Source organism: Streptomyces sp. NPDC046716 (assembly GCF_040645755.1).
In the GTDB taxonomy this organism is placed as follows: Bacteria; Actinomycetota; Actinomycetes; order Streptomycetales; family Streptomycetaceae; genus Streptomyces.
On record NZ_JBEYYU010000042.1, the window covers coordinates 25,902 to 47,861 of the forward strand.

20 protein-coding genes and 1 pseudogene are annotated in these 21,960 nt (G+C 71.7%); 12 read left to right on the top strand and 9 right to left on the bottom strand.

Translation table 11 applies throughout. The features are described 5' to 3' along the window. Nucleotides 1-86: 86 nt before the first annotated feature. The gene (locus ABZ930_RS27730) at nucleotides 87-1,241 is read left to right on the top strand and encodes a DUF2786 domain-containing protein (RefSeq protein ID WP_361553211.1); all 1,155 of its coding nucleotides are present in this window, start codon (nucleotides 87-89) and stop codon (nucleotides 1,239-1,241) included. Between the two features lie 368 nt (nucleotides 1,242-1,609). Here the strand turns inward: ABZ930_RS27730 and ABZ930_RS27735 are convergent, their stop codons facing one another. Beyond that, a complete protein-coding gene (locus tag ABZ930_RS27735; RefSeq protein ID WP_361553214.1) occupies nucleotides 1,610-2,710 on the bottom strand; it encodes a Gfo/Idh/MocA family oxidoreductase in 1,101 nt (366 codons plus the stop codon). 112 nt (nucleotides 2,711-2,822) lie between these two features. On the opposite strand from ABZ930_RS27735, the gene ABZ930_RS27740 reads away from it, so the two are divergent. Both ABZ930_RS27740 and ABZ930_RS27745 read left to right on the top strand, forming a co-directional pair. Continuing rightward, entirely contained in the window at nucleotides 2,823-3,206 is a 384-nt protein-coding gene (locus tag ABZ930_RS27740) for a helix-turn-helix domain-containing protein (RefSeq protein WP_361553217.1), read from the top strand. 37 nt (nucleotides 3,207-3,243) lie between these two features. Continuing rightward, the gene (locus tag ABZ930_RS27745; RefSeq protein WP_361553220.1) at nucleotides 3,244-5,418 is read left to right on the top strand and encodes an FUSC family protein; all 2,175 of its coding nucleotides are present in this window, start codon (nucleotides 3,244-3,246) and stop codon (nucleotides 5,416-5,418) included. A gap of 3 nt (nucleotides 5,419-5,421) precedes the next feature. On the opposite strand, the gene ABZ930_RS27750 is transcribed toward ABZ930_RS27745, so the two are convergent. Continuing rightward, nucleotides 5,422-5,931: a hypothetical protein gene (locus ABZ930_RS27750; protein WP_361553223.1), complete on the bottom strand. Its 510-nt coding sequence runs from the start codon at nucleotides 5,929-5,931 to the stop codon at nucleotides 5,422-5,424. A 115-nt stretch (nucleotides 5,932-6,046) separates the two neighbouring features. On the opposite strand from ABZ930_RS27750, the gene rpmG reads away from it, so the two are divergent. Together rpmG and ABZ930_RS27760 are read left to right on the top strand one after the other, a co-directional pair. Beyond that, on the top strand, nucleotides 6,047-6,211 hold the full coding sequence (gene rpmG, locus ABZ930_RS27755) for a 50S ribosomal protein L33 (protein ID WP_111662765.1): 165 nt from the start codon (nucleotides 6,047-6,049) through the stop codon (nucleotides 6,209-6,211). Between the two features lie 2 nt (nucleotides 6,212-6,213). After that, nucleotides 6,214-6,483, top strand: a complete 270-nt coding sequence (locus tag ABZ930_RS27760; protein ID WP_361553226.1) for a type B 50S ribosomal protein L31 — start codon at nucleotides 6,214-6,216, stop codon at nucleotides 6,481-6,483. A gap of 34 nt (nucleotides 6,484-6,517) precedes the next feature. Here the strand turns inward: ABZ930_RS27760 and ABZ930_RS27765 are convergent, their stop codons facing one another. After that, entirely contained in the window at nucleotides 6,518-7,984 is a 1,467-nt protein-coding gene (locus ABZ930_RS27765) for an aldehyde dehydrogenase family protein (protein WP_361553229.1), read from the bottom strand. 109 nt (nucleotides 7,985-8,093) lie between these two features. Beyond that, entirely contained in the window at nucleotides 8,094-8,963 is an 870-nt protein-coding gene (locus tag ABZ930_RS27770; RefSeq protein WP_361553232.1) for a helix-turn-helix transcriptional regulator, read from the bottom strand. A gap of 256 nt (nucleotides 8,964-9,219) precedes the next feature. On the opposite strand from ABZ930_RS27770, the gene ABZ930_RS27775 reads away from it, so the two are divergent. After that, entirely contained in the window at nucleotides 9,220-9,720 is a 501-nt protein-coding gene (locus ABZ930_RS27775) for an ATP-binding protein (RefSeq protein ID WP_361553235.1), read from the top strand. A 104-nt stretch (nucleotides 9,721-9,824) separates the two neighbouring features. Here ABZ930_RS27775 and ABZ930_RS27780 read toward each other — a convergent pair whose 3' ends face one another. Further along, entirely contained in the window at nucleotides 9,825-10,067 is a 243-nt protein-coding gene (locus ABZ930_RS27780; RefSeq protein WP_361553238.1) for a DUF397 domain-containing protein, read from the bottom strand. A 377-nt stretch (nucleotides 10,068-10,444) separates the two neighbouring features. Here ABZ930_RS27780 and ABZ930_RS27785 point away from each other — a divergent pair, with 377 nt between their 5' ends. Together ABZ930_RS27785 and ABZ930_RS27790 are read left to right on the top strand one after the other, a co-directional pair. Continuing rightward, the gene (locus ABZ930_RS27785) at nucleotides 10,445-10,975 is read left to right on the top strand and encodes a DinB family protein (RefSeq protein WP_361553241.1); all 531 of its coding nucleotides are present in this window, start codon (nucleotides 10,445-10,447) and stop codon (nucleotides 10,973-10,975) included. Between the two features lie 21 nt (nucleotides 10,976-10,996). Continuing rightward, nucleotides 10,997-11,641, top strand: coding sequence for a PadR family transcriptional regulator (locus tag ABZ930_RS27790; RefSeq protein WP_361553243.1), 645 nt, complete (start codon nucleotides 10,997-10,999; stop codon nucleotides 11,639-11,641). An 11-nt stretch (nucleotides 11,642-11,652) separates the two neighbouring features. Here ABZ930_RS27790 and ABZ930_RS27795 read toward each other — a convergent pair whose 3' ends face one another. Beyond that, on the bottom strand, nucleotides 11,653-13,071 hold the full coding sequence (locus ABZ930_RS27795) for a glutamate decarboxylase (RefSeq protein WP_361553246.1): 1,419 nt from the start codon (nucleotides 13,069-13,071) through the stop codon (nucleotides 11,653-11,655). Nucleotides 13,072-13,113: 42 nt separating this feature from the next. After that, nucleotides 13,114-14,364, bottom strand: a complete 1,251-nt coding sequence (locus tag ABZ930_RS27800) for an ion channel protein (RefSeq protein ID WP_361553340.1) — start codon at nucleotides 14,362-14,364, stop codon at nucleotides 13,114-13,116. Between the two features lie 214 nt (nucleotides 14,365-14,578). On the opposite strand from ABZ930_RS27800, the gene ABZ930_RS27805 reads away from it, so the two are divergent. Both ABZ930_RS27805 and ABZ930_RS27810 read left to right on the top strand, forming a co-directional pair. Further along, nucleotides 14,579-15,334, top strand: coding sequence for a MerR family transcriptional regulator (locus ABZ930_RS27805; RefSeq protein WP_361553248.1), 756 nt, complete (start codon nucleotides 14,579-14,581; stop codon nucleotides 15,332-15,334). 130 nt (nucleotides 15,335-15,464) lie between these two features. Beyond that, nucleotides 15,465-16,091 (top strand): annotated as a pseudogene (locus tag ABZ930_RS27810) (VTT domain-containing protein); the annotation flags it as partial. A gap of 540 nt (nucleotides 16,092-16,631) precedes the next feature. On the opposite strand, the gene ABZ930_RS27815 reads toward ABZ930_RS27810, so the two are convergent. Then, a complete protein-coding gene (locus ABZ930_RS27815) occupies nucleotides 16,632-18,308 on the bottom strand; it encodes a threonine/serine exporter family protein (protein ID WP_361553251.1) in 1,677 nt (558 codons plus the stop codon). 175 nt (nucleotides 18,309-18,483) lie between these two features. Continuing rightward, the gene (locus ABZ930_RS27820) at nucleotides 18,484-18,975 is read right to left on the bottom strand and encodes an inorganic diphosphatase (protein ID WP_361553343.1); all 492 of its coding nucleotides are present in this window, start codon (nucleotides 18,973-18,975) and stop codon (nucleotides 18,484-18,486) included. Nucleotides 18,976-19,061: 86 nt separating this feature from the next. Between ABZ930_RS27820 and dacB the strand changes: the two genes are divergently transcribed. Both dacB and ABZ930_RS27830 read left to right on the top strand, forming a co-directional pair. Next, nucleotides 19,062-20,528: a D-alanyl-D-alanine carboxypeptidase/D-alanyl-D-alanine-endopeptidase gene (gene dacB / locus ABZ930_RS27825; protein ID WP_361553253.1), complete on the top strand. Its 1,467-nt coding sequence runs from the start codon at nucleotides 19,062-19,064 to the stop codon at nucleotides 20,526-20,528. A 108-nt stretch (nucleotides 20,529-20,636) separates the two neighbouring features. Further along, nucleotides 20,637-21,785, top strand: coding sequence for a zinc-dependent metalloprotease (locus tag ABZ930_RS27830; RefSeq protein WP_361553256.1), 1,149 nt, complete (start codon nucleotides 20,637-20,639; stop codon nucleotides 21,783-21,785). Nucleotides 21,786-21,960 lie beyond the last annotated feature (175 nt).

Genomic DNA, 21,960 nt, shown 5'->3' on the forward strand with positions numbered 1-21,960 from the left:
GGTCCCCCTCGGGTGCGGCGCCGCGATCACTGAGACCATCGTCGGGGCGCGGGCGGCCGCGCAGGAGGAGACGAGGCGGAACCGGCATGAGCGACAGCACCGTCGAGCGGGCCTTCGCGGCCGCGCTGTACGGCACGGGCGACCTGGACCTCGGGGCGTCCCTGCTCGCCGCCGACCCGTCCGCCGACGCCGAACTCGCGCTGCGCGGGCGCGAGTTCGTACGGCGTGCCTGGGAGCGGGGCTGGCAGCCCGCCGATCTGCTGCGCATGGTCGTACGGGACGAAGGGCTCGGCGCCGAGCACGTGGCCCTCGCCGTCCGGCTGATCCGGGCCGAGACACGGCGCTACGACACGCTTCCGCCGCGCTGGTCCGCCCAGCTCGACGAGCTCCCCGACGCGGCGGCGGACGGGCGCCAGGACCGGTTCTCCGCCGCGACCGCGGCGCTGGAGCTGTACCGGCTGCTGTCGCGGCTCCCCGCGATCGAGCCGGTCGGGCCCGTGCCCGGCGAGGCCGTCACCGTGCCCGTCGCCGGGGAGCCGCGCGCGCTCGCCCGGATCCGGGCGCTGCTGGCCAAGGCGGAGGCCACCGGCTATCCGCCGGAGGCCGAGGCGCTCACCGCCAAGGCGCAGGAACTGATGGCGCGGCACTCCGTCGACGAGGCGCTGCTCGCCGCCCGTACGCACGCGAAGGACACCCCGGGCGCGTGCCGGATCGGTGTCGACGCTCCGTACGAGACCGCGAAGGCGGTGCTGCTCGACGCGGTGGCGGGGGCGAATCGGTGCCGGGCCGTGTGGAACAGCGCGTTCGGGTTCTCGACCGTGGTCGGGTTCGAGGCCGATCTGGAGGTCGTGGAGCTGCTGTACACGTCGCTGCTCGTGCAGGCCGACCGGGCGATGACGCGGGCCGAGGCCGGGCAGCGGGCCGGGGGGCGGCGGCGTACGAAGACGTTCCGGCAGTCGTTCCTGGCGGCGTACGCGCAGCGGATCGGGGATCGGCTGGCCGCTGTCGCCGGGGAGGTGGCCGGTGGGGAGGGGGAGTTGTTGCCGGTGCTGGTGGCGCGGGAGGTGGCTGTCGCGGGGCGGGCCGAGGAGATGTTTCCGGCGACTGTGGTGACGCGGGTTCGGGGGGTTTCCGACGGGGCCGGGTGGGACGAGGGGGGTGCCGCCGCCGATCGTGCCTCGCTCGGCGGCCCGTCCGCCGCCCCGCACTCGCGTCGCCGCCTGGGCCCTGGCGGGGCCTGATCGCGGCTCCTGGGTCGTTCTCCGTGTGCGGGCCGGTGGCCGCTTCTCGCGCAGTTCCCCGCGCCCCTGAGATGCGCACTTCGTGCGCAATCTCATCGAGAGAGGCGCGTCCCGTGCGGCACCTCAGCGGGGAGGCTGCGCGCAGCGCATGCCTCAGGGGCGCGGGGAACTGCGCGGCCAGCCACGACGAGACCCGCGCGTGAGTGACGGCCCAGGGGCGGCCAGCCGCGACGAGACCCGCGCGTGAGTGACGGCCCAGGGGCGACCAGCCACGACGAGACCTGCGCGTGAGTGACGGCCCAGGGGCGGCCAGCCACGACGAGACCCGCGCGTGAGCGACGACTGCGCCCCCCGGCAACCACCGGCCGTCAGCCGATCGACTCGCCCGTTCGTTCGATCCGGTCCAGGAGCCGGTGGTGCCGGGCCGCGTGGGCGAAGTCCGGGATCACCCGGGTGCCGTCCACCAGATCGCGCCGGATCTGCGCATAGGCGGCCCCCACGTTGTACGCGTCGGTACCGCGCAGAGCCTCCAGCGCCGGGTCGAAGTACCGCTCGGGCACGGCGAGCGGTGCCAGGGCGGTGTCCGTGCCGCGGGCCCCGGCGAGGGTGTACTCGCCCATCTGCAGATGCCCGTGGTCACCGGTGACGACGAGATCGCCGTCCGTCCCGTTGATCTCCCAGAGGAAGTTCGTCCCCCGCGACACACCGCCCCGGTAGTGCACCGAGGCCACCGCCCCGGAGGACAGCACCCCGCCCAGCACCACCTGATCGGCGACGTCCGGCCGGTGGATCCGGCCGGCCGGGTCCGCGACCACCCGGCGCCGCGTGGCGGTGAGCGAGGTGACCTCCTCGACGTCACCGAGCACGGCGGTCAGCCCGTCGAGGGTGTGCCCGAACGGGATCGTCAGCATGTTCGCCCCCGAGGCCCGGTCGAGCAGATAGGCACCGCCCTCGTGGACCTCGGCGCCCCAGCCCCGCGCGGAGGCCACCACGCTGGTGGAGAGCACCTCGCCGACGTAGCCGTCCGCGATCAGGTCCCGCAGACGACGCACCAGCGGAGCCGAACGCGCCTGAAGCCCCGTGAAGGTGCGCAGCCCGCGCCCGGCGGCGAGCGAGGCCAGCTCCTCGGCCTCGGCGGGGCCGGTGCCCAGCGGCCACTCGGAGAGCACCGCCTTCCCGGCGTCGAGCGCGGCCCGGACGATCTCCCGGTGGTCCGGCACCTTCACGGTGACCACGACCAGGTCGACCTCGTCGGCCGCCGCCAGCTCCGCCGCGCTCCCGTAGGCCCGCGCCACCCCGTGCTTCTCGGCGGCCTGCCGCGCGGACTCGGCGCTGCTCGCGGAGAGCGCCCGCACCTCGAAGCCGTCGAGCAGCCGCAGCGCGGGCAGATGGGCGTGCGAGGCCCAGCCGCGCCGGGCGGAGAGACCGACGATGCCTACGCCGATGGGGGAGGGGGAGTGCGACGGCATGGGCTGACTCCTTCAGCGGAAAGCGCGTAGACTGTTCGATGCAGGACGAACACTGAATTATCGCGAGTGTACGCACGGCATCGAACACTCCGCAAGATCGGGAGCGCACACCATGACGGCCACCGAGGGCACGGCAAGCACGGCGAGCCATCGTGCCGCCCCCGTCCACGTCCACCCCCGGGACGTCACCCTGGAGGCGGCCCTGCTCGCCCTGGCCGACCCGGTCCGCCGCACCCTCGTGCGGGAGCTGGCCGCGTCCGGCCCCTGGGAGCGGACCTGCGGCACCTTCGACGTGCCGGTCACCAAGGCCACCCTGAGCCGCCACTTCGCCGTGCTGCGCGAGGCGGGCCTGCTGGAGCAGAAGGACGCGGGCGCCCGCCGGCTGAACCGCCTGCGCCGCGAGGAGTTCGACGCGCGCTTCCCCGGGCTGCTCACCCTCGCACTTCGTGACGAGGGCGACGAGGACGGCGAGGGCGGGGGGCCCGACGGGCGCTGAGCGCCTACCCGTCGCCGATTGCCCGTATTGTGGCGATGTGAGCTGGTTCCGGGCGCTGAAGGACACCACCCGCTCGGGGCTGACCGTCGAGCGGAAACGACTGGAACCCCTGGTCGCCCTGCGCGGCGCCGCGGGACTCGCGATCGTCGTCGCCGTCAGCCTGGCGGCGTTCGGGCCCCTGGTGGCGGCGGGCTCGGCGTTCGGCGCGTTCCAGGCGGCGATCGCCACGTTCCAGCGCAGCTGGCGCCCCCGTCCCGAGCTGGCCATCGCCTCCGGCACCAGCCTCGGCGTCTCCACGTTCCTCGGCTACCTCACCGGCTCCCACCTGTTCCTGTTCGTGCCGTTGCTCGCGGTGTGGACGTTCCTGGCGGGCCTGGCCTGGGCGGCGGGCCCGACCATCGGCATCATCGCGTCGTCCAACGTGGCGATGATGCTGGTCACCATCACCCTGCCGACCTCGATCGCCGACGCCGCCGGGCACGCCGCGATGATGGTCTTCGGCGGCCTCGTCCAGGCCGCCCTGGTGATCCTCTTCCCCGTACGCCGCTGGGGAGCGCACCGCGACGCCCTCGCCGACGCGCTCGCCGCCGAGGCCGACTACGCCCGCAGGCTGCGCCACGACCCGCTCGCCCCGTTCGACCCGCACCCGCTGATGCTCGCGCGCAGCGCCGCCGCCCTCACCCCGCGCCAGGCCCGCACCCGCCCCGCCCAGCTGCACGGCGCCCGGGGCCTGGCCGAACGGATCCGCCCGGTCCTCGCCTCCCTCGCCGACCCGGCGGTCGGCGTCCCCGCGGAGGGCGTCGAACGCGACCGGGTCCGCGAACTCCTCGCCGCCGCCGGATCGATCCTCGACGCCGCGGCCCGCGCCATCCGCACCGGAGCCCCGGTCCGCGTCCCGGCCCCGGCCGTGGCCGCCCTGCGCACCCCGGACACCGGCGCCATCCTCTCCGGACCGCCGCACCGCGCGGCCACCCGGCTCGGCTCGCTCCTGAGGGACGTACTGGAGACGGCGGGCGAGGTGGACCCGCCGGGCCACCCGGGCGAACCCCTGTGGCACCGGCTCCCGGCGCGGCTGCCCGGGCCCCTCGGCGTGCGGGGCACGGCCGGTCCCGGGCCCGTCGCCGATCCGCCGCCCGCCCTGCCCCGCCCCACCCTCCTGAAGCTGGTCCCCACCGCCGTGCGGGCCATCAGGAAGGAGGCCCGCCCCGGCTCACCGATCCTGCGGCACGCCACCCGCGTGAGCGCCGTAGCGGTCGTCGGCTACCTGATCGGCGACGCCCTGCCGTTCGGCCACGGCTACTGGGCCCCGATGGCGGCCGTCATGGTGATGCGCCCCGACTTCTCGCAGACGTACTCGCGCGCGATCGCCCGGTTCGGCGGCACCCTCGTCGGCGTGACCGTGGCGACGGCCGTCGTCCAGCTCGCCCATCCGGGCACCTGGACCTCCGCCACGCTCGCCGTCGTGTGCGCGGCGCTGATGTACCTGCTGATGCGCACGGGACAGCTCGCGGCGCAGGCCTGCGTCTCCGCGTACGTCGTCTTCCTGCTCGGCATGGGCGGCCAGACCTGGGACCAGACGGTGCCCGAACGCGTCGTGCTGACCCTCGCCGGCGGTGTCCTCGCGATGCTCTCCTACGCCCTGTACCCGGCCTGGGAGACCCCGCGGCTGCGCACCCGGCTCGCCGAGCGGCTGATCGCGGTCGGCGAGTACGCGGCCACGGTCGTCGCCCACTACGCCCACCCGGCGGGCAAGTCCTGCCCCGACGTGCGCGCCGCCCTGCTGGCGGCCCGGGACGCCCACATCGCCTGGGACCAGGCCGCGGACCGGGCCAGGACCGAACCCGTACGCCACCGCGGGCTGTCCCGCGCGGCCGCCGACGACGCCGCGCACGCCCTGCACCACCTGGGCCGCGTCGCGATGCTGATGGAGGCCCATCTCCCGGAGCGCGACGCCACCCCGGTGCCCGCCGCCGAGGAGCTGGCCGAGGCGCTGCGCACGGCGGCCCGCGACGGTGCCCGCGCCATCAGGGAGCGCCGCGTCCCGCGCTGGAAACCGGTCCGTGAGGCGCTCGACGCCTGGGACGGCGACGGCGTCCCCGACCGTGTCGTGCGCCGGGGCGCGGGCCTGCTCCTGGAGGCCCTGGACGAGGTGACCGAGGCCCTGGACACCGACGAGCCGCCCATGTCGGTCAAGCCCGAGCCCGACGACTGAGCCTCAGCCCGTCGGCAGGCCGCTCGGCAGCGTGGTCGGCAGATCCGTCGGCAACTGTCCGTTCGCCGACTTCTTGAAGGTGTCCTGCGCGCCGGCCTTCCACGAGACCTTCATCGTCGAGCCGTCGTTGGACTCGATCGTGCCCGCGCTGCGGGCGGTGTCGCCGTCCGCGCACGTGAGGCTGAGCGCGGACCCGGTCACGGTGCCGGTGCACAGATGCCCGTCACCCGTGCTCAGCGACGCCTGCTCCCCGCCGATCACCAGCACCACCGGCTTGCCGTCCGTGGTCGCGCTCCAGATGCCCACGGGGTCCTTCGAGGACCCGGACCCGGAGCCGGAGCCGGAGCCGGAGTCCGACGAGCCGTCGGACGACCCCGCGTCCGGCGTCGCGGCCGACGAGGACCCCGCGGCCCCCTTGTCCGAGCCGCCGTCGTCGCCGCTGCAGCCGCTCACGGCCAGCGCCGCCACGGCGGCCGCGGCCCCCACGGCGATCCGTACGTTCCTGCTGTGCACAAAGTCCCCCAGTGTCACTGCTGTTACCGACGAGTCGAGCCAGCAAGTTACCAGGGGTCACGGGACGACGGAAGAGCCTATTGAAAATGGGAGTCATTTTCGTTATAGTGCCGGCATGGCTCGCAACGAACTCCGTCCAGTGATCAAGCTCAGGTCCACCGAGGGCACGGGCTTCACCTACGTCACCCGCAAGAACCGGCGCAACGACCCCGACCGCATGACCCTGCGCAAGTACGACCCCGTCGCGGGCCGGCACGTCGACTTCCGAGAGGAGCGCTGACCATGAACACCGCGATCCACCCCGCCTACGGTCCGGTCGTCTTCCGCGACCGCGCCGCGAACCACGCCTTCCTGACCCGCTCGACCATGACGAGCGAGAAGACGGTCGAGTGGGAGGACGGGCACACGTATCCCGTCGTCGACGTCGAGATCTCCGACGTCAGCCACCCCTTCTACACCGGTAACCAGCGCGTGCTGGACACCGCCGGACGCGTCGAGCGCTTCGAGCGCCGGTACGCGAAGACGTCCGGCGCCCCGAAGTCCGGCCGGTGAGCAGCGAGCGGCAGGTCCCGCACAGCCCCTGGAACTAGAAGGGGAAGCGGGACCTGCCGTGCTGCACCGAGATCCACTTCTGGGTGGTGAAGGCCTCGACCGTCGCGCTCCCGTTGAGCCGCCCGATGCCCGAGCGCTTCTCACCGCCGAACGCCACGAGCGGCTCGTCGTGCACGGTCCCGTCGTTGACGTGGATCATGCCGGTGTCGATCCGCTGGGCGAACGCCACACCCCGCTCGACGTCGGCCGTGTGCACGGCCCCGCTGAGCCCGTACGGGGTGTCGTTGGCGATCCGGACCGCCTCGTCGTCCCCGTCGAACGGGATCAGCAGCGCCACCGGGCCGAAGATCTCCTGCCGCAGCACGGGGGAGTCGGCGGGCAGCCCGGTCAGCACCACCGGCTCGATGACATTGCCCTCGGCGCCGCCCCTGACCAGGGCCGTCGCGCCCTCGGCGAGCGCCTGCTCCACGAGGGCGGTGAGCGCGTCCGCCTGGTTGGAGCTGATGACCGGGCCGATCACGGTCTCCGGGTCGCGCGGGTCGCCCGCCTTCAGGGTCCTCACCTTGGCGACGAACTTCCGGGTGAACTCCTCCTCGACCGCGCGGTCCACGAGGATCCGGTTCGCGGCCATGCAGACCTGGCCCTGGTGGACGAAGCGGCTGAACACGGCCGCGTCGACCGCGTAGTCGAGGTCGGCGTCGTCGAGGACGGTCAGCGCGCTGTTCCCGCCCAGCTCCAGGACCACGTACTTGAACTCCGCGGCGCACACCGTCGCCACGTGCTGCCCGATCTTGTCGGAGCCGGTGAAGGAGATCACCTTCGGCACCGGGTGGGTGAGCAGCGCGTCGCCTATCTCGGCGATGTCGGTGATGACCACGTTGAGCAGCCCGGCCGGAAGCCCCGCGTCCTCGAAGATCTTCGCGATCAGCGAGCCGCCGCAGACCGGGGTGTCCTGGTGCGGCTTGAGCACCACGCCGTTGCCCAGCGCCAGCGCGGGCGCCACCGACTTGAGGGAGAGCAGGAAGGGGAAGTTGAACGGCGAGATGACGCCGACGACCCCGACCGGCACCCGGTAGACCCGGTTCTCCTTGCCGGCCACCGGTGACGGGATCACCTCGCCCTGCGGCAGGCCCGTCAGCCGGATCGACTCGCGCAGGAACTCCTTGGCGAGGTGCAGCTCGAACCCGGCCTTCACGCGGGTGCCGCCGAGCTCGTCGATGATCGCCTCGGCTATCTCCGGCTCGCGCTCCTCGACCAGGTGCAGCGCCCGCTCGAAGACCGCCCGGCGCGCGTGCGCGGTGGTCTGCGCCCACTCCTTCTGCGCCCGCTCGGCCGCCCGGTACGCCTCGTCGACCTCCTCGACCGAGGCGACGGTGATCGCGGCGAGCTTGTCACCGGTGTACGGGTTGAGGTCGATGATGTCCCAGGCTCCGCGGCCGGTGCGCCATTCGCCGTCGATGTACTGCCGGTCCAGTTCGGAGAAGTAGGACGGGAGGGCCATGGTGAGTTCCCTTGCTGCAGCGCCGGACACCTGAGATTCCGTCATGGTAAGACCAAAGGTGCCCAGTTGCCGCAAGGGTTCGATCAACTGCTGTTGGAAGGAAGCGAATTCAGTCGGGCAGCTCGGACAGGACGCGTCGCAGCAGCCGCTTGCTCTCCTCCGGGGACGGGCACTGCGTCTGCAGGTCCACCATCGCCGTCTCGTACTGGGCGACGTCCTCGCGCTTGTCCAGATAGAGCGCACTGGTGAGCTGTTCGAGGAAGACGACGTCCGAGAGGTCGGACTCGGGGAAGGTGAGCAGGGTGAAGGTGCCGGACTCGCCCGCGTGCCAGCCGTGGCTGAACGGCATGATCTGGAGCGTGAGATGCGGCAGTTCGGCCGCCTCGATCAGATGCTCCAGCTGTCCGCGCATCACCTCGGGCCCGCCGTGCACGCGGCGTAGCGCGGCCTCGTCGAGCACCAGGCTGACGTGCGGGGCGCGCTCGGCGACCAGGATCTTCTGCCGCGCGAGGCGCAGCGAGACCCGCCGGTCGATGTCCTCGGCGGACGCGCCGCGCATGCCCTGGGCCATCACCGCGTGGGCGTACGCCTCGGTCTGCAGCAGGCCGTGCACGAACTGGGCCTCGTACCCCCGGATCAGCGACGCGGCGCCCTCCAGACCGACATAGGTCTGGAACCAGCCGGGCAGCACATCCGAGTAACTGTGCCACCAGCCCGCGACGTTGGCCTCCTTGACGAGCGAGAGCAGGGCCTCGCGCTCGGTCCCGTCGGTCACGCCGTAGAGCGTCAGCAGATCCTCGACATCCCTCGCCTTGAAGCTCACCCGTCCCAACTCCAAGCGGCTGATCTTCGATTCGGAGGCGCGGATCGAGTAGCCGGCGGCCTCCCTCGTGATGCCACGCGATTCCCTCAGGCGTCTCAGTTGTGAGCCCAGCAGAATGCGCCGCACCACCGAGCCGCTCGACTCCCCAGCGGTCACGTCTCTTCCTCCCCATTGGTTCAGGGGGCGAAGTCTGCCACTTAAACGCTCCGGCGCGTACTCGCTTGGTTACAGAAACGGAAAGATCACGAAAGGGCTGCGCAAGAAGTCGTAGGGAGAAATGAGCAAGAAGCGGTACGGGAACGTCCAAGTCTGGCGCGTGCACGTGCATCTGCCCTTGCATCCGCTGTACGCATTCGGAACGATGGCCGTCACCACCGCTCGCTACGTACTGCGAAACTGGGGAGTGCCTCGCATGGGGACGAACGGATCGACCATGCTCGAGTCTGCCGACGTGTTACGGCAGGGTCTTCCCCCCATCGATCCCTCGGCCGTCTCCAGTGCCGCCTCCTGTGCGCTGCCGGCCCGGTACGAAGCGGTGCGCAGCGCCCGGGAGTTCACCCGTCGCACGCTGTCCGACTGGGACGTGGCCGAGCGCTTCGACGACATCTGTCTGGTCGTCTCCGAGCTGGTCACCAACGCCCTGCGGCACGCGCTGCCGGCGGACACCCCGCACGGCCAGGACCCGCCGGTGCGGCTGCACCTGATGCGCTGGACCTCGCGGGTGGTGTGCGCGGTGCGCGATCCCAGCGACGACAGCCCGGAGGCCGGGGACAGCGAGGCGGTCCTGGACGACTGCTCCGCGGAGTCGGGCCGCGGGCTCTTCCTCGTCGGCTCCTTCAGCGACAGCTGGGGCTGGCATCCCCTGGCCGGAACGCTGAGCGGCAAGGTCGTCTGGGCGCTGTTCAGGCTCTGAAGACGGACCCGTCCCGGCATGTGGACGGGTGGGCGCCGACGGGCCGGATGTCTACGCGCGTCAGCCCGACGCCCCCACCGGAGCGGGGTGTTCGGCGCGGACCGTCAGGCGCCGGCCACCAGATGGTCGAACTCCCCGTCCTTCACGCCGAGCAGCATCGCGGCTATCTCGGCCGGTGTGTAGACGAGCGCGGGCCCCTCGGGGAAGTTGGAGTTGCGCACGGCCACCCGCCCGCCGGGCAGTTTCGCGAACTCCACGCAGGATCCCTGGGAGTTGCTGTGCCTGCTCTTCTGCCAGACCACTCCGTGCAGATCCGTGGCCGCCATGCCGTTGTACACGTGGTCCACGGTTCGCTCCCGGTGGTGCTGTCAGTGCCGCATGTGTGAACTGGTCCGTCCGGTCCCGTGACGGCTGTCAACTGGCGTCAGAGCAGCGGTGAGCCGCTTTGACCTGCCCAGGATCATAGCTGCGTTCACATGCAGCTGCATGGGCAGATGCACGTGCACGCGGGGTGTTCCCCTGGTTACAGCCCTGCCTTTACAGCCCTGCCTTCTGTCAGCGTCTGCCCCGACACCCGCCCGCCATGCGAACGTCCCCGGCCACCCTGTGTGTTCCCGTCGCGAAACACGTGTGACCGCCTCCCTCCTTGCGGACAGAAGCTGACCGCAAGCCGCTCTACCTTCGTCGTATCGAGCAAGAGCACCGCACGACGAAAGGCAGCCCGATGGTCATGCACGTGAACCCCGAAGCCCGCGGAGACGAGCGCGGGGCGCTCCTCGCCTTCATCGAGGAGCAGCGCGGCGGCATCCGGCGCGCCCTGCTGGGCCTCACCGACGAGCAGGCGTCGTCGAAGCCCACCGCGAGCGACCTGTCCCTGGTGGGCCTCGCCAAGCACGTCGCCCACGTCGAGAAGGGCTGGATCGAACTGGCCCGCCGCACGGCCGCCGAGCGCAGCCCCGAGGAGTACGTCGACGGGTTCCGGCTCCTGGAGGGCGAGTCGGTGAAGTCCGTGCTCGCCCACTGGGACGAGGTGGCCGCGGACACGGAGGAGTTCTTCCGCGCCGCCCCCAGCCTCGACGACACCTTCCCGCTGCCGGACGAGCCCTGGTTCCCCGACGGCCAGGAGGTCTCGCTGCGCTGGCTCGCCCTGCACCTGATCCGGGAGACCGCCCGGCACGCCGGACACGCCGACATCATCCGCGAGAACCTGGACGGCAAGACCGCCTTCGAGCTGGTGGCCCTGTCCTTCCGGTGAGGGCGGCCTAGGCTGGGGCGCATGTCAGCCATCCGCCTCCTGGTGCTCAACGCCGTACGCCAGCACGGCCGTGCGCACGGGTACCAGGTCCGCAGCGATCTGGAGTACTGGGGCGCCCACGAGTGGTCGAACGCCAAACCCGGCTCGGTCTACCACGCGCTGAAACAGATGGCGAAGCAGGGACTGCTGCTCGCGCACGAGATCGCGCCGTCCACGGCCGGCGGCCCGCCGCGCACCGAGTACGAGATCACGGGGCGCGGCGACGAGGAGTATCTGCGGCTGCTGCGCGAGGCCCTGGTCTCGTACGGCCAGAAGCCGGACGTCCTCGTGGCCGCGCTCGGCGGCATGGTGGACCTGCCGCGCGCCGAGGCGGTGGCGCTGCTCAAGGAGCGGCTGCGCTCCATCGGCGCCTGGCGGTCCACCGTCACCGGCTACTACACGCCCGAGGAGGGCCCGGAGCAGCTCGGTCACATCGGCGAGATCATGAACTACTGGGTCCACTCGGCCGACTTCGGCACCGAGTGGACCGAGGGGCTCATCGGGCGGATCGAGGGCGGGGCGTACGTCTTCGCGGGCGAGGCGGGCGAGCCGTTCCGCGGGGTGCTCGGCGAAGGTGAGGCCAACCCGTACGCGACGGGCGAGCGGCACCCCGGCGACCGGCTGTAGCGGCCCGCTTCTCAGTGGTGGAAGCCGGTGGCCGCGTCCCGGTCCCGGGTGAACGGGTGGGGCTGGCGGCGCAGTTCGGGCAGCAGCCGGTTCAGGTCCTCGATCAGCAGCTCGCCGAGGTCGGACGAGAAGCCGTTGCGGCACACCACGCGCAGCACCGCCAGATCCTGCCGGTGCGCCGGGAAGGTGTACGCCGGGACCAGCCAGCCCCGCTCGCGCAGCCGCCGGGACACGTCGAACACGTCGAACGCCTTCACGTCGGCGGCCGTCGTGAACGCGAACACCGGCAGCTCGTCGCCCCGGGTGATCAGCTGGAAGTCGCCGAGGGCCTCGATCCGCTCCGCGAGCCCGCGGGCCACGTCGCGGGTCGCCTGCTGCACCGCCCGGTAGCCGTCCCGGCCGAGCCGCAGGAACGTGTAGTACTGCGCGACCACCTGGGCGCCCGGCCGCGAGAAGTTCAGGGCGAACGTCGGCATGTCGCCGCCCAGATAGTTCACGTGGAAGACGAGCTCGTCCGGCAGCGCGTCCGCCGTGCGCCACAGCACCCAGCCCACCCCCGGGTACACCAGGCCGTACTTGTGCCCCGAGGTGTTGACGGACGCGACCCGCGGCAGCCGGAAGTCCCAGACCAGCTCCGGGTCGAGGAACGGCGCCACCATCGCGCCCGACGCCCCGTCCACGTGCACCGGGACGTCGAGCCCGGTCCGCTCCTGGAGCGCGTCGAGCGCCGCGCACAGCTCGGCGATCGGCTCGTACGACCCGTCGAAGGTCGAGCCGAGGATGCCGACGACGCCGATGGTGTTCTCGTCGCACAGCTCGGCCGCGGCCGCCGGATCGAGGTGGAACCGGTCGCCCTCCATGGGCACCTGCCGCGCCTCCACCTCCCAGAAGTTGCAGAACTTCTCCCAGCAGACCTGCACGTTCACGCCCATGACGAGATTGGGGCGGGCCTCGCGCGACGGGTAGCGGTCGGCGTTCCGCTTCATCCAGCGCCGCTTGAGGGCCATCCCGGCGAGCATGCACGCCTCGCTGGAACCGGTGGTGGAACAGCCCACGGCGGCCGACGGGTCGGGCGCGTTCCACAGGTCGGCGAGCATGGCGACGCAGCGCCGCTCCAGCTCCGCCGTCCGCGGGTACTCGTCCTTGTCGATCATGTTCTTGTCCCGGCACTCGGCCATGAGGACACCGGCCTGCGGCTCCATCCACGTGGTGACGAAGGTGGCCAGGTTGAGCCGTGAGTTGCCGTCCAGCATCAGCTCGTCGTGGACGAGCTGGTACGCGGTCGTGGGCGGGAGGGGGCTGTCGGGCAGCCGGTGCTTGGGCGGCGCGTCCGTCATGCCGGCGGTCGGATTCGCCTCGCCGTAGAAGGGGTTGACGGCGAGCGGGTGCTCGCCGGGCTTCTCCGAAGGACTCTGGTGCAGCGGCGACATGTGGGTGACTCCTTGTGTCCGCTCCGGGAGTTGGGGTGAGGCTCAGCGCAACGAGGCGCCGTCCTCCGACAGTTGCATCTGCGGCCGACCCGTCACCAGGAGCCAGGCGGGCAGTGACGCGATGCACATCAGGGCGATGATCGCGGGCGAGGCGACGAGGACCGCCGCCGTGAAGAGGCTGACCCAGCCCGATCTGGTGACGGCGAGCAGGACGCCCAGGACGCCCGCCGCGATGCCGACCGAGGCGTTCACCCCGGGGACCAGCGCGTGCGCGAACAGGCCGAACGCGGAGCCGACGAAGACCGCCGGGAAGATCCGCCCGCCGCGGAACCCGCAGGACGCCGCGATCAGCAGCGCCGCCAGCTTCACCACGGCCAGCAGGGCGAAGCCGCCGGCCGAGTGGCCGTCCGGGTCCGCGGCGATCTCCTTGACCTCCTCGAGCCCCTTGAACAGGGTGAGGTGGCCGCCGAGCGCGCCGAGCAGCCCGAGGACCAGTCCGCCGACGGGCAGCATCAGCATCGGGTGGCCGAGCCGCCCGAAGGCGCCGTGCACGTACGGGAAGGCGTAGACGGCCGTCATGGTGAGCGCGGCGGCCGCGCAGGCGACCACGATCGCGGAGAGCAGATCCGCCCAGCCGGGTTCGGTGAGCTGGGTGAGCCCGAGGTCGAAGGAGGGGGAGGCGACGAGCGTGGTGGTCAGGGCGCCCGCGGTGGCGGCGAGCAGCGGCCCGAAGAGGTTGTCCCACAGCGAGCCCTTGAGCGGCATCGGCCGGCCCGCGAGCGCCTCCGAGACCAGCAGGGCGGCGGCGATCGGGGTACCGAACAGGGCGCCGATGGTCGCGGCCGAGGCCAGGTTCGGCCAGAGGGCGCCCGGGGTCTTCGGCAGCAGTGTGCGGCCGAGCCAGAAGATCAGGCCCACGTTCACCGCGATGATCGGGTTCTCGGGGCCGAGGCTGGGCCCGCCGGCCAGCATCAGGGCGGCGGCCAGCGCGAGGCCCGGCAGCACGTACGGCTTCAGCGGCTCCTCGCCGCCGAGGCCCATCGTCGCCGGGTCGGGACCCGCGTGCCCGGGGACCTTCCAGACCACGAGCCCCACGAGTACGCCCGTCAGAGTGAGCATGACGATGATCCACAGGGCCGAGTAGCCGCCGATGCCCAGGGCGTCCGGCAGATCGCCCCACAGCACGTCCTGCAGCCGCTCGGCGATCCAGCTCAGCGCCAGGAACAGCAGGCTGCAGCAGACGCCGACGACGATCGCGGGCCCGACGACGGGCAGCAGGGTCCGGGCGGACACGGCGGGGGGAGCCGGGGGAGGGGCCGTCGGCGGACCCGGTGGCGTCGCGGCTTCGGCGGAAGTGCTCACGCCGTCACCCTAAGCGGACATTACCTCCATAACACCCGGAAGGATTTCGCCGGATGCTCGCTCGGACGACTTGCACCTCACGTGGCGTGAGGGCCCAGGCTGATGCACGTACGACACGGAGGGCGGCCACGAGAGGGGGCGGCGCATGAGCTGGTCGGTGGGCCAGGTGGCCGGATTCGCCGGCGTCACGGTGCGCACCCTGCACCACTACGACGAGATCGGTCTGCTCGTGCCGAGCGAGCGCAGCCACGCGGGGCACCGCCGCTACAGCGAGCGGGACCTCGACCGGCTCCAGCAGGCCCTCTTCTACCGGGAGCTCGGCTTCCCGCTGGACGAGGTCCAGGCCCTGCTCGACGACCCGGGGACCGACCCCCGCGAGCACCTGCGCCGCCAGCACGACCTGCTCGTCGCCCGTATCGAGAAGCTGCAGAGGATGGCCGCGGCCGTCGAACACGCCATGGAGGCACAGAAGATGGGAATCCAGCTCACCCCCGAGGAACGGTTCGAGGTCTTCGGGGAGAAGGACCCCGAGCAGTACCGCGAGGAGGCCGAGGAGCGCTGGGGCGGCACCGAGGAGTACGCCGAGTCGCAGCGCCGCGCCGCCACGTACACCAAGGAGGACTGGCGGCGGCTCCAGGCCGAGGTCGACGACTGGAGCGCGCGCTACGCCGCCCTGGTCGCCGCCGGTGAGGAGGCCGGGGGCGAGCGCGCCATGGACCTGGCCGAGGAGCACCGGCTGCACATCTCGCGCTGGTTCTACGACTGCCCGCACGAGATGCACGTGTGCCTCGGTGACATGTACGTGGCCGACGAGCGCTTCAAGGCGTTCTACGACTCCATGGGCGAGGGGGTCGCCGAGCATCTGCGCGACGCGATCCACGCGAACGCCGTCCGGTCATAACGACAGGATTGGCACAGTTGCGGCACAGTGCGGCCAGAGAGGGATGGTGGAACCTGGCAGGGTTACCCGGCGTTGGTAACTTTGCCTAGCCGTTGCTGTTGTCTTTCTATCCCTCCAGGAGTCCGGACCCGTGATGACACTTGCTCTCGGACCCAGCTGGCTGGACCCGGACCATCTGCTGAACACGTTCGGCATCTGGGGTCTGCTCCTGATCGTGTTCGCCGAGTCCGGCCTGCTGATCGGTTTCTTCCTGCCGGGCGACTCGCTGCTGTTCACCTGCGGTCTGCTGATCACGGCGGGCACCCTGGACTTCCCGCTCTGGGCGGCGATCGCGCTGATCTGCGTCGCCGCGATCCTCGGTGACCAGGCCGGCTACATCTTCGGCAAGAAGGTCGGTCCCTCGCTGTTCAAGCGACCGGACTCTAAGATCTTCAAGCAGGAGAACGTGACGAAGGCGCACGAGTTCTTCGAGAAGTACGGCCCGAAGTCCCTGGTCCTGGCCCGCTTCGTGCCGATCGTGCGCACCTTCACGCCGATCATCGCGGGTGTCTCCGGGATGAAGTACCGCTCGTTCATCACGTTCAACGTGATCGGCGGGGTGCTCTGGGGCGCGGGTGTGACCCTGCTCGGCTCCTGGCTCGGCAACATCGAGTTCGTGCACAAGAACATCGAGGCGATCCTGATCCTGATCGTCCTCGTCTCGGTGGTGCCGATCGCCATCGAGTTCCTGCGGGCACGCAGCAAGTCGAAGAAGGCCTCCCCGGCACCGGGCGCCGAGAGCGCGGGCCAGCCGTCGGCCCAGCGGGGCCGCCACGCCAAGCGGTAGTCCTCCGGGTGCGGGCCGGTGGGGCTTCCCGCGCAGTTCCCCGCGCCCCTGAGGCATGCGCTGTCGCGCAGCCTCCCCTCGATCCCGCCGCACCTCTCTGAGGAGCCTCGCACGGACGCGCCTCTCCGCAGAGGCACCGAACGGGGCGCGCCTCTCCGACGGGTGCCGCACGGGGCGCGCCTCTCCGCAGAGGTGCCAAACGGGGCGCGCCTCTCCGCCGAGGCGCCGCACGGAGCGCGCCTCTCCGCAGGGGTATCGCACGGGGCGCGCCTCTCTTGATGAGATGGCGCACGAAGTGCGCATCTCAGGGGCGCGGGGAACTGCGCGACCAGCCACGACGAGAGCCGCGGACGAAGAGCTGCCCAGGGGCGCGGGGAACTGCGCGAGAAGCGGCCACCGGGTCGCACCTGAAGAACGACTCAGGGGCGCGGGGAACTGCGCGACCAGCCCCCACCGGGCGGCACTCCGGGACTAGAAACCGCGGGTGCGCTTGGCGGCGCGGCGGCCCTCGGCCCCGGGAGACTTGATGAACAGACGGGAGATCTCCCCACCCAGGTTCACCCCGATCGCGATGGCCATGGCAAGCGCGGCCGCCTTGGACAGCGACACCAGCCCCTTGTCCACATCGCTCTGAGCGATCGCCAACAGCCCGAAGTACGTCGAGGAACCCGGCAACAGAGGCCCGATCGCGGCGGTCACGTACGGCAGCGCCGAAGCGAACTGATACCGCGAGAAGAGCTGCCCGAACAGACCGACGAGCCCGGCCGCGGCGGCGGTGGACGCCACCGGCGAGATGTCGCCCGCGTTGTGCATGGCGCCGTAGACCACCCAGGCGACCCCGCCGTTGAGCGTCACGGCGATCACCGTGGACCGCTCCTGCTGCAACAGCACCGCGAAGGCCAGCGACAGCGCCATCGACGCGGCGATCTGCCAGTACGGCCGCTGGGGCCCCGACAGCGCGGCCTCCGGATTGAGCTGCGCGTGCAGCTGCACGCCGACGTACAGCATCACCAGCACGCCGATGACGATGCCGACGAAGAAGTACATGACCTCGAGGAGACGGGCCGCGGCGGTGATGTAGAAGCCGGTCAGACCGTCCTGCACGCCGGCCACCAGCGCCCGCCCGGGCAGCAGCGCGAACAGCCCACCGGTGATCACCGCGGACGCGGGCACATCCACGTAGTTGTGGGCCAGCGTCAGCAGGATGCCGATCGCCGCGGGCGGCATCGCGGCCACGGTGAACTGGTAGAACTCCGGGAACCCGCGCCCCGCGCACAGCCACGCCAGCCGGTCGCCCAGCATCGCGCCGATCGCCGCGGCGACGAACACGAGCGGGCCACCGCCGACGAGGATCGAGGCGGACCCGGCGAGCAGCCCGCTCGCGCCGGTCAGCGCCCAGCCGGGGTAGGGGTGACGGTTACGGCGGATCTCGGCGAGCCGCCGGTAGGCGTCCTCGAGCGAGATGGCGGCGGCCTCGTCGGCCTCGTCGCTGATGTCGTCGACCAGCCGGAACACGGCCGCGAGCCGGTTGTAGTCGGTGCCCCGGCGGCGCACGGTCCGCGACGCCGTCACCGGATCGTCCACCAGCGACGGCTGGAACGTGATCGACAGCAGCGTGAACGTCACCGTCGGCTCGCACCGGTCGAGCCCGTAGGACCGGCACACGGCGAACATCGCCGCCTCCACGTCCTCGGCTCCCTCGCCCCCGGCGAGCAGCAGCTCCCCGATACGCAGCGTCAGGTCGAGCACGCGCGGCACGGCGGGCCCGGCGTCGTCCTCCTTCTGCGCCTTCTCCGGCGCGGGCCGCTCGGCGACCGGCATCCGCAGCATCGTGCGCATCCGGTCCTGCCAGGGCGCCTCTTTGGTCAGCCGGACCACCGGAATGCCGTGCGGCGGAGTGAAGGCGGCCGGCGACTGCCGGGCGCTGTACGTCCGCGGCGGAGTGAACGCGGACCCCTCCTGCTCCACGGGGTCGGCGGGCCGCGCGTTGTACCCCTCGGGGAGCGCGAACTCCGAGGTGGTCGAGGCGGATTCCTCCTCCACCACCGGCGCGTGCGCCACGGTCCCGATGGGTTGCGTGAACGCGCTGCGTGCCTCGTCGGACTGCGGCTTGCGGTCCTCGGGGGCCTCGGTCTCCCGGTCCGTCACCTCGTGCCCTTCTCGCCCTTCTTGAGGTCGCGCTTGCGACTGAGACTGCGGCTGCGCCTGTCCAGACGTCTACCTCCGGTACGCCTCAGTATGCGCACAGAAACGCGGACGGGCCGCACGACAGATGTCGTACGGCCCGTCCGGCGGACAGCGTAAGGGCGGTACGCCCTGCGGCTCAGTGGCCGCCGTGGTCCTGAGCGCGCTTGTACGAACGCTCGATCTCGGCCTCGGCCTCGGTGCGGCCGACCCAGTCGGCGCCCTCGACGGACTTGCCGGGCTCCAGGTCCTTGTAGACCTCGAAGAAGTGCTGGATCTCCAGGCGGTCGAACTCGGAGACGTGGTGGATGTCGCGCAGGTGCTCCATCCGCGGGTCCGTCGCGGGGACGCACAGCAGCTTGTCGTCGCCACCGGCCTCGTCCGTCATGCGGAACATGCCGATCGCGCGGCACTTGATGAGGCAGCCCGGGAACGTCGGCTCGTCCAGGATGACCAGCGCGTCCAGCGGGTCGCCGTCCTCGCCGAGCGTGTTCTCGACGAAGCCGTAGTCCGTCGGGTAGGCGGTCGAGGTGAAGAGACGACGGTCGAGACGGATGCGACCGGTCTCGTGGTCGACCTCGTACTTGTTCCGCGATCCCTTCGGAATCTCGATCGTGACGTCGAACTCCACCGGTGGCTCCTCCATGATCAACACAAACTTCTGGTGGTTAAGTGTCCCCTACGCAGGTGTGTGATCGCGAAAGGGGCTGGTCCGCGGTGCCGGAGCTGAAGGCTTCGCAGCTCGTGACGGGCGTTGCGAAGACCAAGACCAAGCAGTTCACGGTGGGAGCGACGGCGGTGGGTGTGGCCTTCGCCGCCCTGGTGGCGGTCGCGACCGGCCCCTGGGACTCCTCCGGTCAGCGTACGGCCGAGGCGGACCGGGCGGTCTCCCGGGGCGGCGGGGGTGGCGCAGATCACGGCGGTACGTCCGCGGGGGCGTCGTCCGCCGCCCCCAGCGCCCCCGCGGTGCTCGCCGCCCCCGGGGCGTCGGTGCCGGGACCGACGGAGCGCGCCCTGGCCGACGTACTGGACCCGCTGCTGGGCGACGCCGCCCTGGGCGCGCGCCGCACCGCCGCGGTCGTGGACGCCGCCACCGGGAAGCGGCTCTACGGGAAGTCGGCGGGCGACGCCCTCACCCCCGCCTCCACGACGAAGCTGGCCACCGCGGTCGCCGCGCTCACGGCCGCGGGCCCCGACCACCGCATCGCCACCCGCACGGCCCTGGAGAAGGACTCGAAGGAGCTGCTGCTGATCGGCGGCGGCGACCCCACCCTGACGGCCCGCGAGAAGAATCCTTACGACGCCGCGAACCTGCGCACCCTCGCCGACCGCACGGCCGCCTCCCTCAAGGACCGCGGCACCACCGAGGTCACGCTCTCCTACGACACCTCGCTGTACTCGGGACCGTCGCTGCACCCCATCGGCGTGAACGACAACCTCGCCCAGGTCTCCGCGCTGATGGCCGACGAGGCCCGCACCGACGACTCCAACAGCGGCCCCGTCGCCCGTCACGCCGACCCCGCGGCGTCGGCGGCGCAGAAGTTCGCGGACCTGCTGGAGGACCACGGGATCAGGACCAAGGGCACGCCCGGCCCGAGCAAGGCCTCCGGGCAGGCCGAGGACCTCGCGAAGGTCGAGTCGCCGCCCCTGTCCGCCCTCGTCGAACGCATGCTGACCAACAGCGACAACGACATCGCCGAGGCCCTCGCCCGGCAGACCGCGATCGCCGCCGACGAGAGCCACGACTTCGACGGCGCGGGCCGCGCCATCAAGAAGCAGCTGAAGAAGCTGGGGCTGCCGCTGTCCGGCGCCCACTTCTCCGACGGCAGCGGCCTGGACCGGACCGACAAGGCCTCCGCCGCGCTCCTCACGGGCCTGCTCGCCGCGGCCGCCGACCGGAGCCGTCCCGAGCTGCGCTCCCTGCTCACCGGCCTGCCCGTGGCCGGCTTCACCGGCACCCTCGCCCACCGCTACGCGGACGAGGCCGACGCCTCCGGAACCGGCCTGGTCCGCGCCAAGACCGGCACCCTCACCGGGGTGAACACCCTGGCGGGCACCGTCGTCGACGCCGACGGCCGGCTGCTGGTCTTCGCGTTCATGACCGAGGGCGCCCCCGGACCCCAGTCCGCCCAGGCCGTCCTGGACCGGCTCGCGTCCTCCGTCGCCAACTGCGGCTGCCGCTGACACCGCCTGACACCGGCCGACCCCGGCTGACACCGGGGGCCCGGGTGTCAGGGTTCAGTCAGGGTTCAACCCCCTCCCTGTGCCCGAAGGGTCACGTACCGTTGACGCATGACGAGCTTCGGCGGTGCGGCTTCGGCAGGAATGGTCGACTGGAACCTCGCGGTGGCCACGGCGACCCGACTCGTACGGCCCGGCCCGGAGGTGAGCCGTGACGAGGCGCGCGCCGTCGTCTCCGAGCTGCGCCGCCACGCCAAGGCCTCGGAGGAGCACGTCCGCGCGTACACGCGCATGGCCTCCGACGACATGCACGACACCCCGGTCCTGGTGGTGGACCGCCCGGGCTGGGTGAAGGCCAACGTCGCGGGCTTCCGCGAACTCCTCAAGCCGCTGCTCGACAAGATGCAGGAGCGCCGGAGCCCGGGAGCCGGCGGCGCCGTCCTCGGTGCGGTCGGCGGCAAGGTCACCGGCGTCGAGCTGGGCATGCTGCTGTCGTTCCTGTCCTCCCGGGTCCTCGGCCAGTACGAGACCTTCGCCCCCGCCACCAGCGACCTCCCGGCCGCGCCGAACGGCGGCGGCAGGCTGCTCCTCGTCGCGCCGAACATCGTGCACGTGGAGCGCGAACTGGAGGTCGACCCGCACGACTTCAGGCTCTGGGTCTGCCTCCACGAGGAGACCCACCGCACCCAGTTCACGGCCGTGCCCTGGCTGCGCGACCACCTGGAGGGCGAGATCCAGTCGTTCCTCGAGGAGACCGAGGTCGACCCGTCGACGTTCCTGGAGCGGATCAGGGAAGCCGCCCAGTCCCTTGCGGGCGGACGACCCGAGGGCGAGGAGGAGGACGGCGGCCGCTCCCTGGTCGAGCTGGTCCAGTCGCCCGCCCAGCGCGAGGTCCTCGCCCGCCTCACCGCCGTGATGTCCCTGCTGGAGGGGCACGCGGACTACGTGATGGACGGCGTCGGCCCCGACGTCGTGCCGACCGTGGCCGAGATCCGCGAGAAGTTCCAGCAGCGCCGGCAGAAGGGCGCCTCCCGGCTCGACACGGCCCTGCGCAAGCTCCTCGGCCTCGACGCCAAGCTGCGCCAGTACCGCGACGGCGAGCGGTTCGTCCGGGCCGTCGTCGACCAGGTCGGCATGGACGGCTTCAACCGCGTCTGGACGTCGCCGAACACGCTCCCCACGAAGGCGGAGATCGCCAAACCGGCGGACTGGGTCGCGCGGGTGCACAACAAGACAGACGGCGCCCACGACGCCTCGTAAGGCACGCCCAAAATTGCTCAGGATCACCCATCCGAGGGACCGTGGCCCGTGGGGAGGCGTGCAATGCTCAGGGAATGGCTCGGCTCTGTCACCATCGACACACTCTGCGTGACCGAAATCACCGAGTCACCGTTGAGCGACTGAGCCGTGGTGAACGGCTCACGAATTGGCGCCC

Coding starts and splice junctions, on each gene's coding strand:
- ABZ930_RS27740 (WP_361553217.1), top strand. CDS start 2,823: ATGACGGCCACCGAGGGCACGGCAAGCACGGCGAGCCATCGTGCCGCC.
- ABZ930_RS27775 (WP_361553235.1), top strand. CDS start 9,220: ATGGGGACGAACGGATCGACCATGCTCGAGTCTGCCGACGTGTTACGG.
- ABZ930_RS27735 (WP_361553214.1), bottom strand. CDS start 2,710: ATGCCGTCGCACTCCCCCTCCCCCATCGGCGTAGGCATCGTCGGTCTC.
- ABZ930_RS27790 (WP_361553243.1), top strand. CDS start 10,997: ATGTCAGCCATCCGCCTCCTGGTGCTCAACGCCGTACGCCAGCACGGC.
- ABZ930_RS27765 (WP_361553229.1), bottom strand. CDS start 7,984: ATGGCCCTCCCGTCCTACTTCTCCGAACTGGACCGGCAGTACATCGAC.
- ABZ930_RS27730 (WP_361553211.1), top strand. CDS start 87: ATGAGCGACAGCACCGTCGAGCGGGCCTTCGCGGCCGCGCTGTACGGC.
- ABZ930_RS27795 (WP_361553246.1), bottom strand. CDS start 13,071: ATGTCGCCGCTGCACCAGAGTCCTTCGGAGAAGCCCGGCGAGCACCCG.
- ABZ930_RS27830 (WP_361553256.1), top strand. CDS start 20,637: ATGACGAGCTTCGGCGGTGCGGCTTCGGCAGGAATGGTCGACTGGAAC.
- ABZ930_RS27760 (WP_361553226.1), top strand. CDS start 6,214: ATGAACACCGCGATCCACCCCGCCTACGGTCCGGTCGTCTTCCGCGAC.
- ABZ930_RS27785 (WP_361553241.1), top strand. CDS start 10,445: ATGGTCATGCACGTGAACCCCGAAGCCCGCGGAGACGAGCGCGGGGCG.
- rpmG (WP_111662765.1), top strand. CDS start 6,047: ATGGCTCGCAACGAACTCCGTCCAGTGATCAAGCTCAGGTCCACCGAG.
- ABZ930_RS27805 (WP_361553248.1), top strand. CDS start 14,579: ATGAGCTGGTCGGTGGGCCAGGTGGCCGGATTCGCCGGCGTCACGGTG.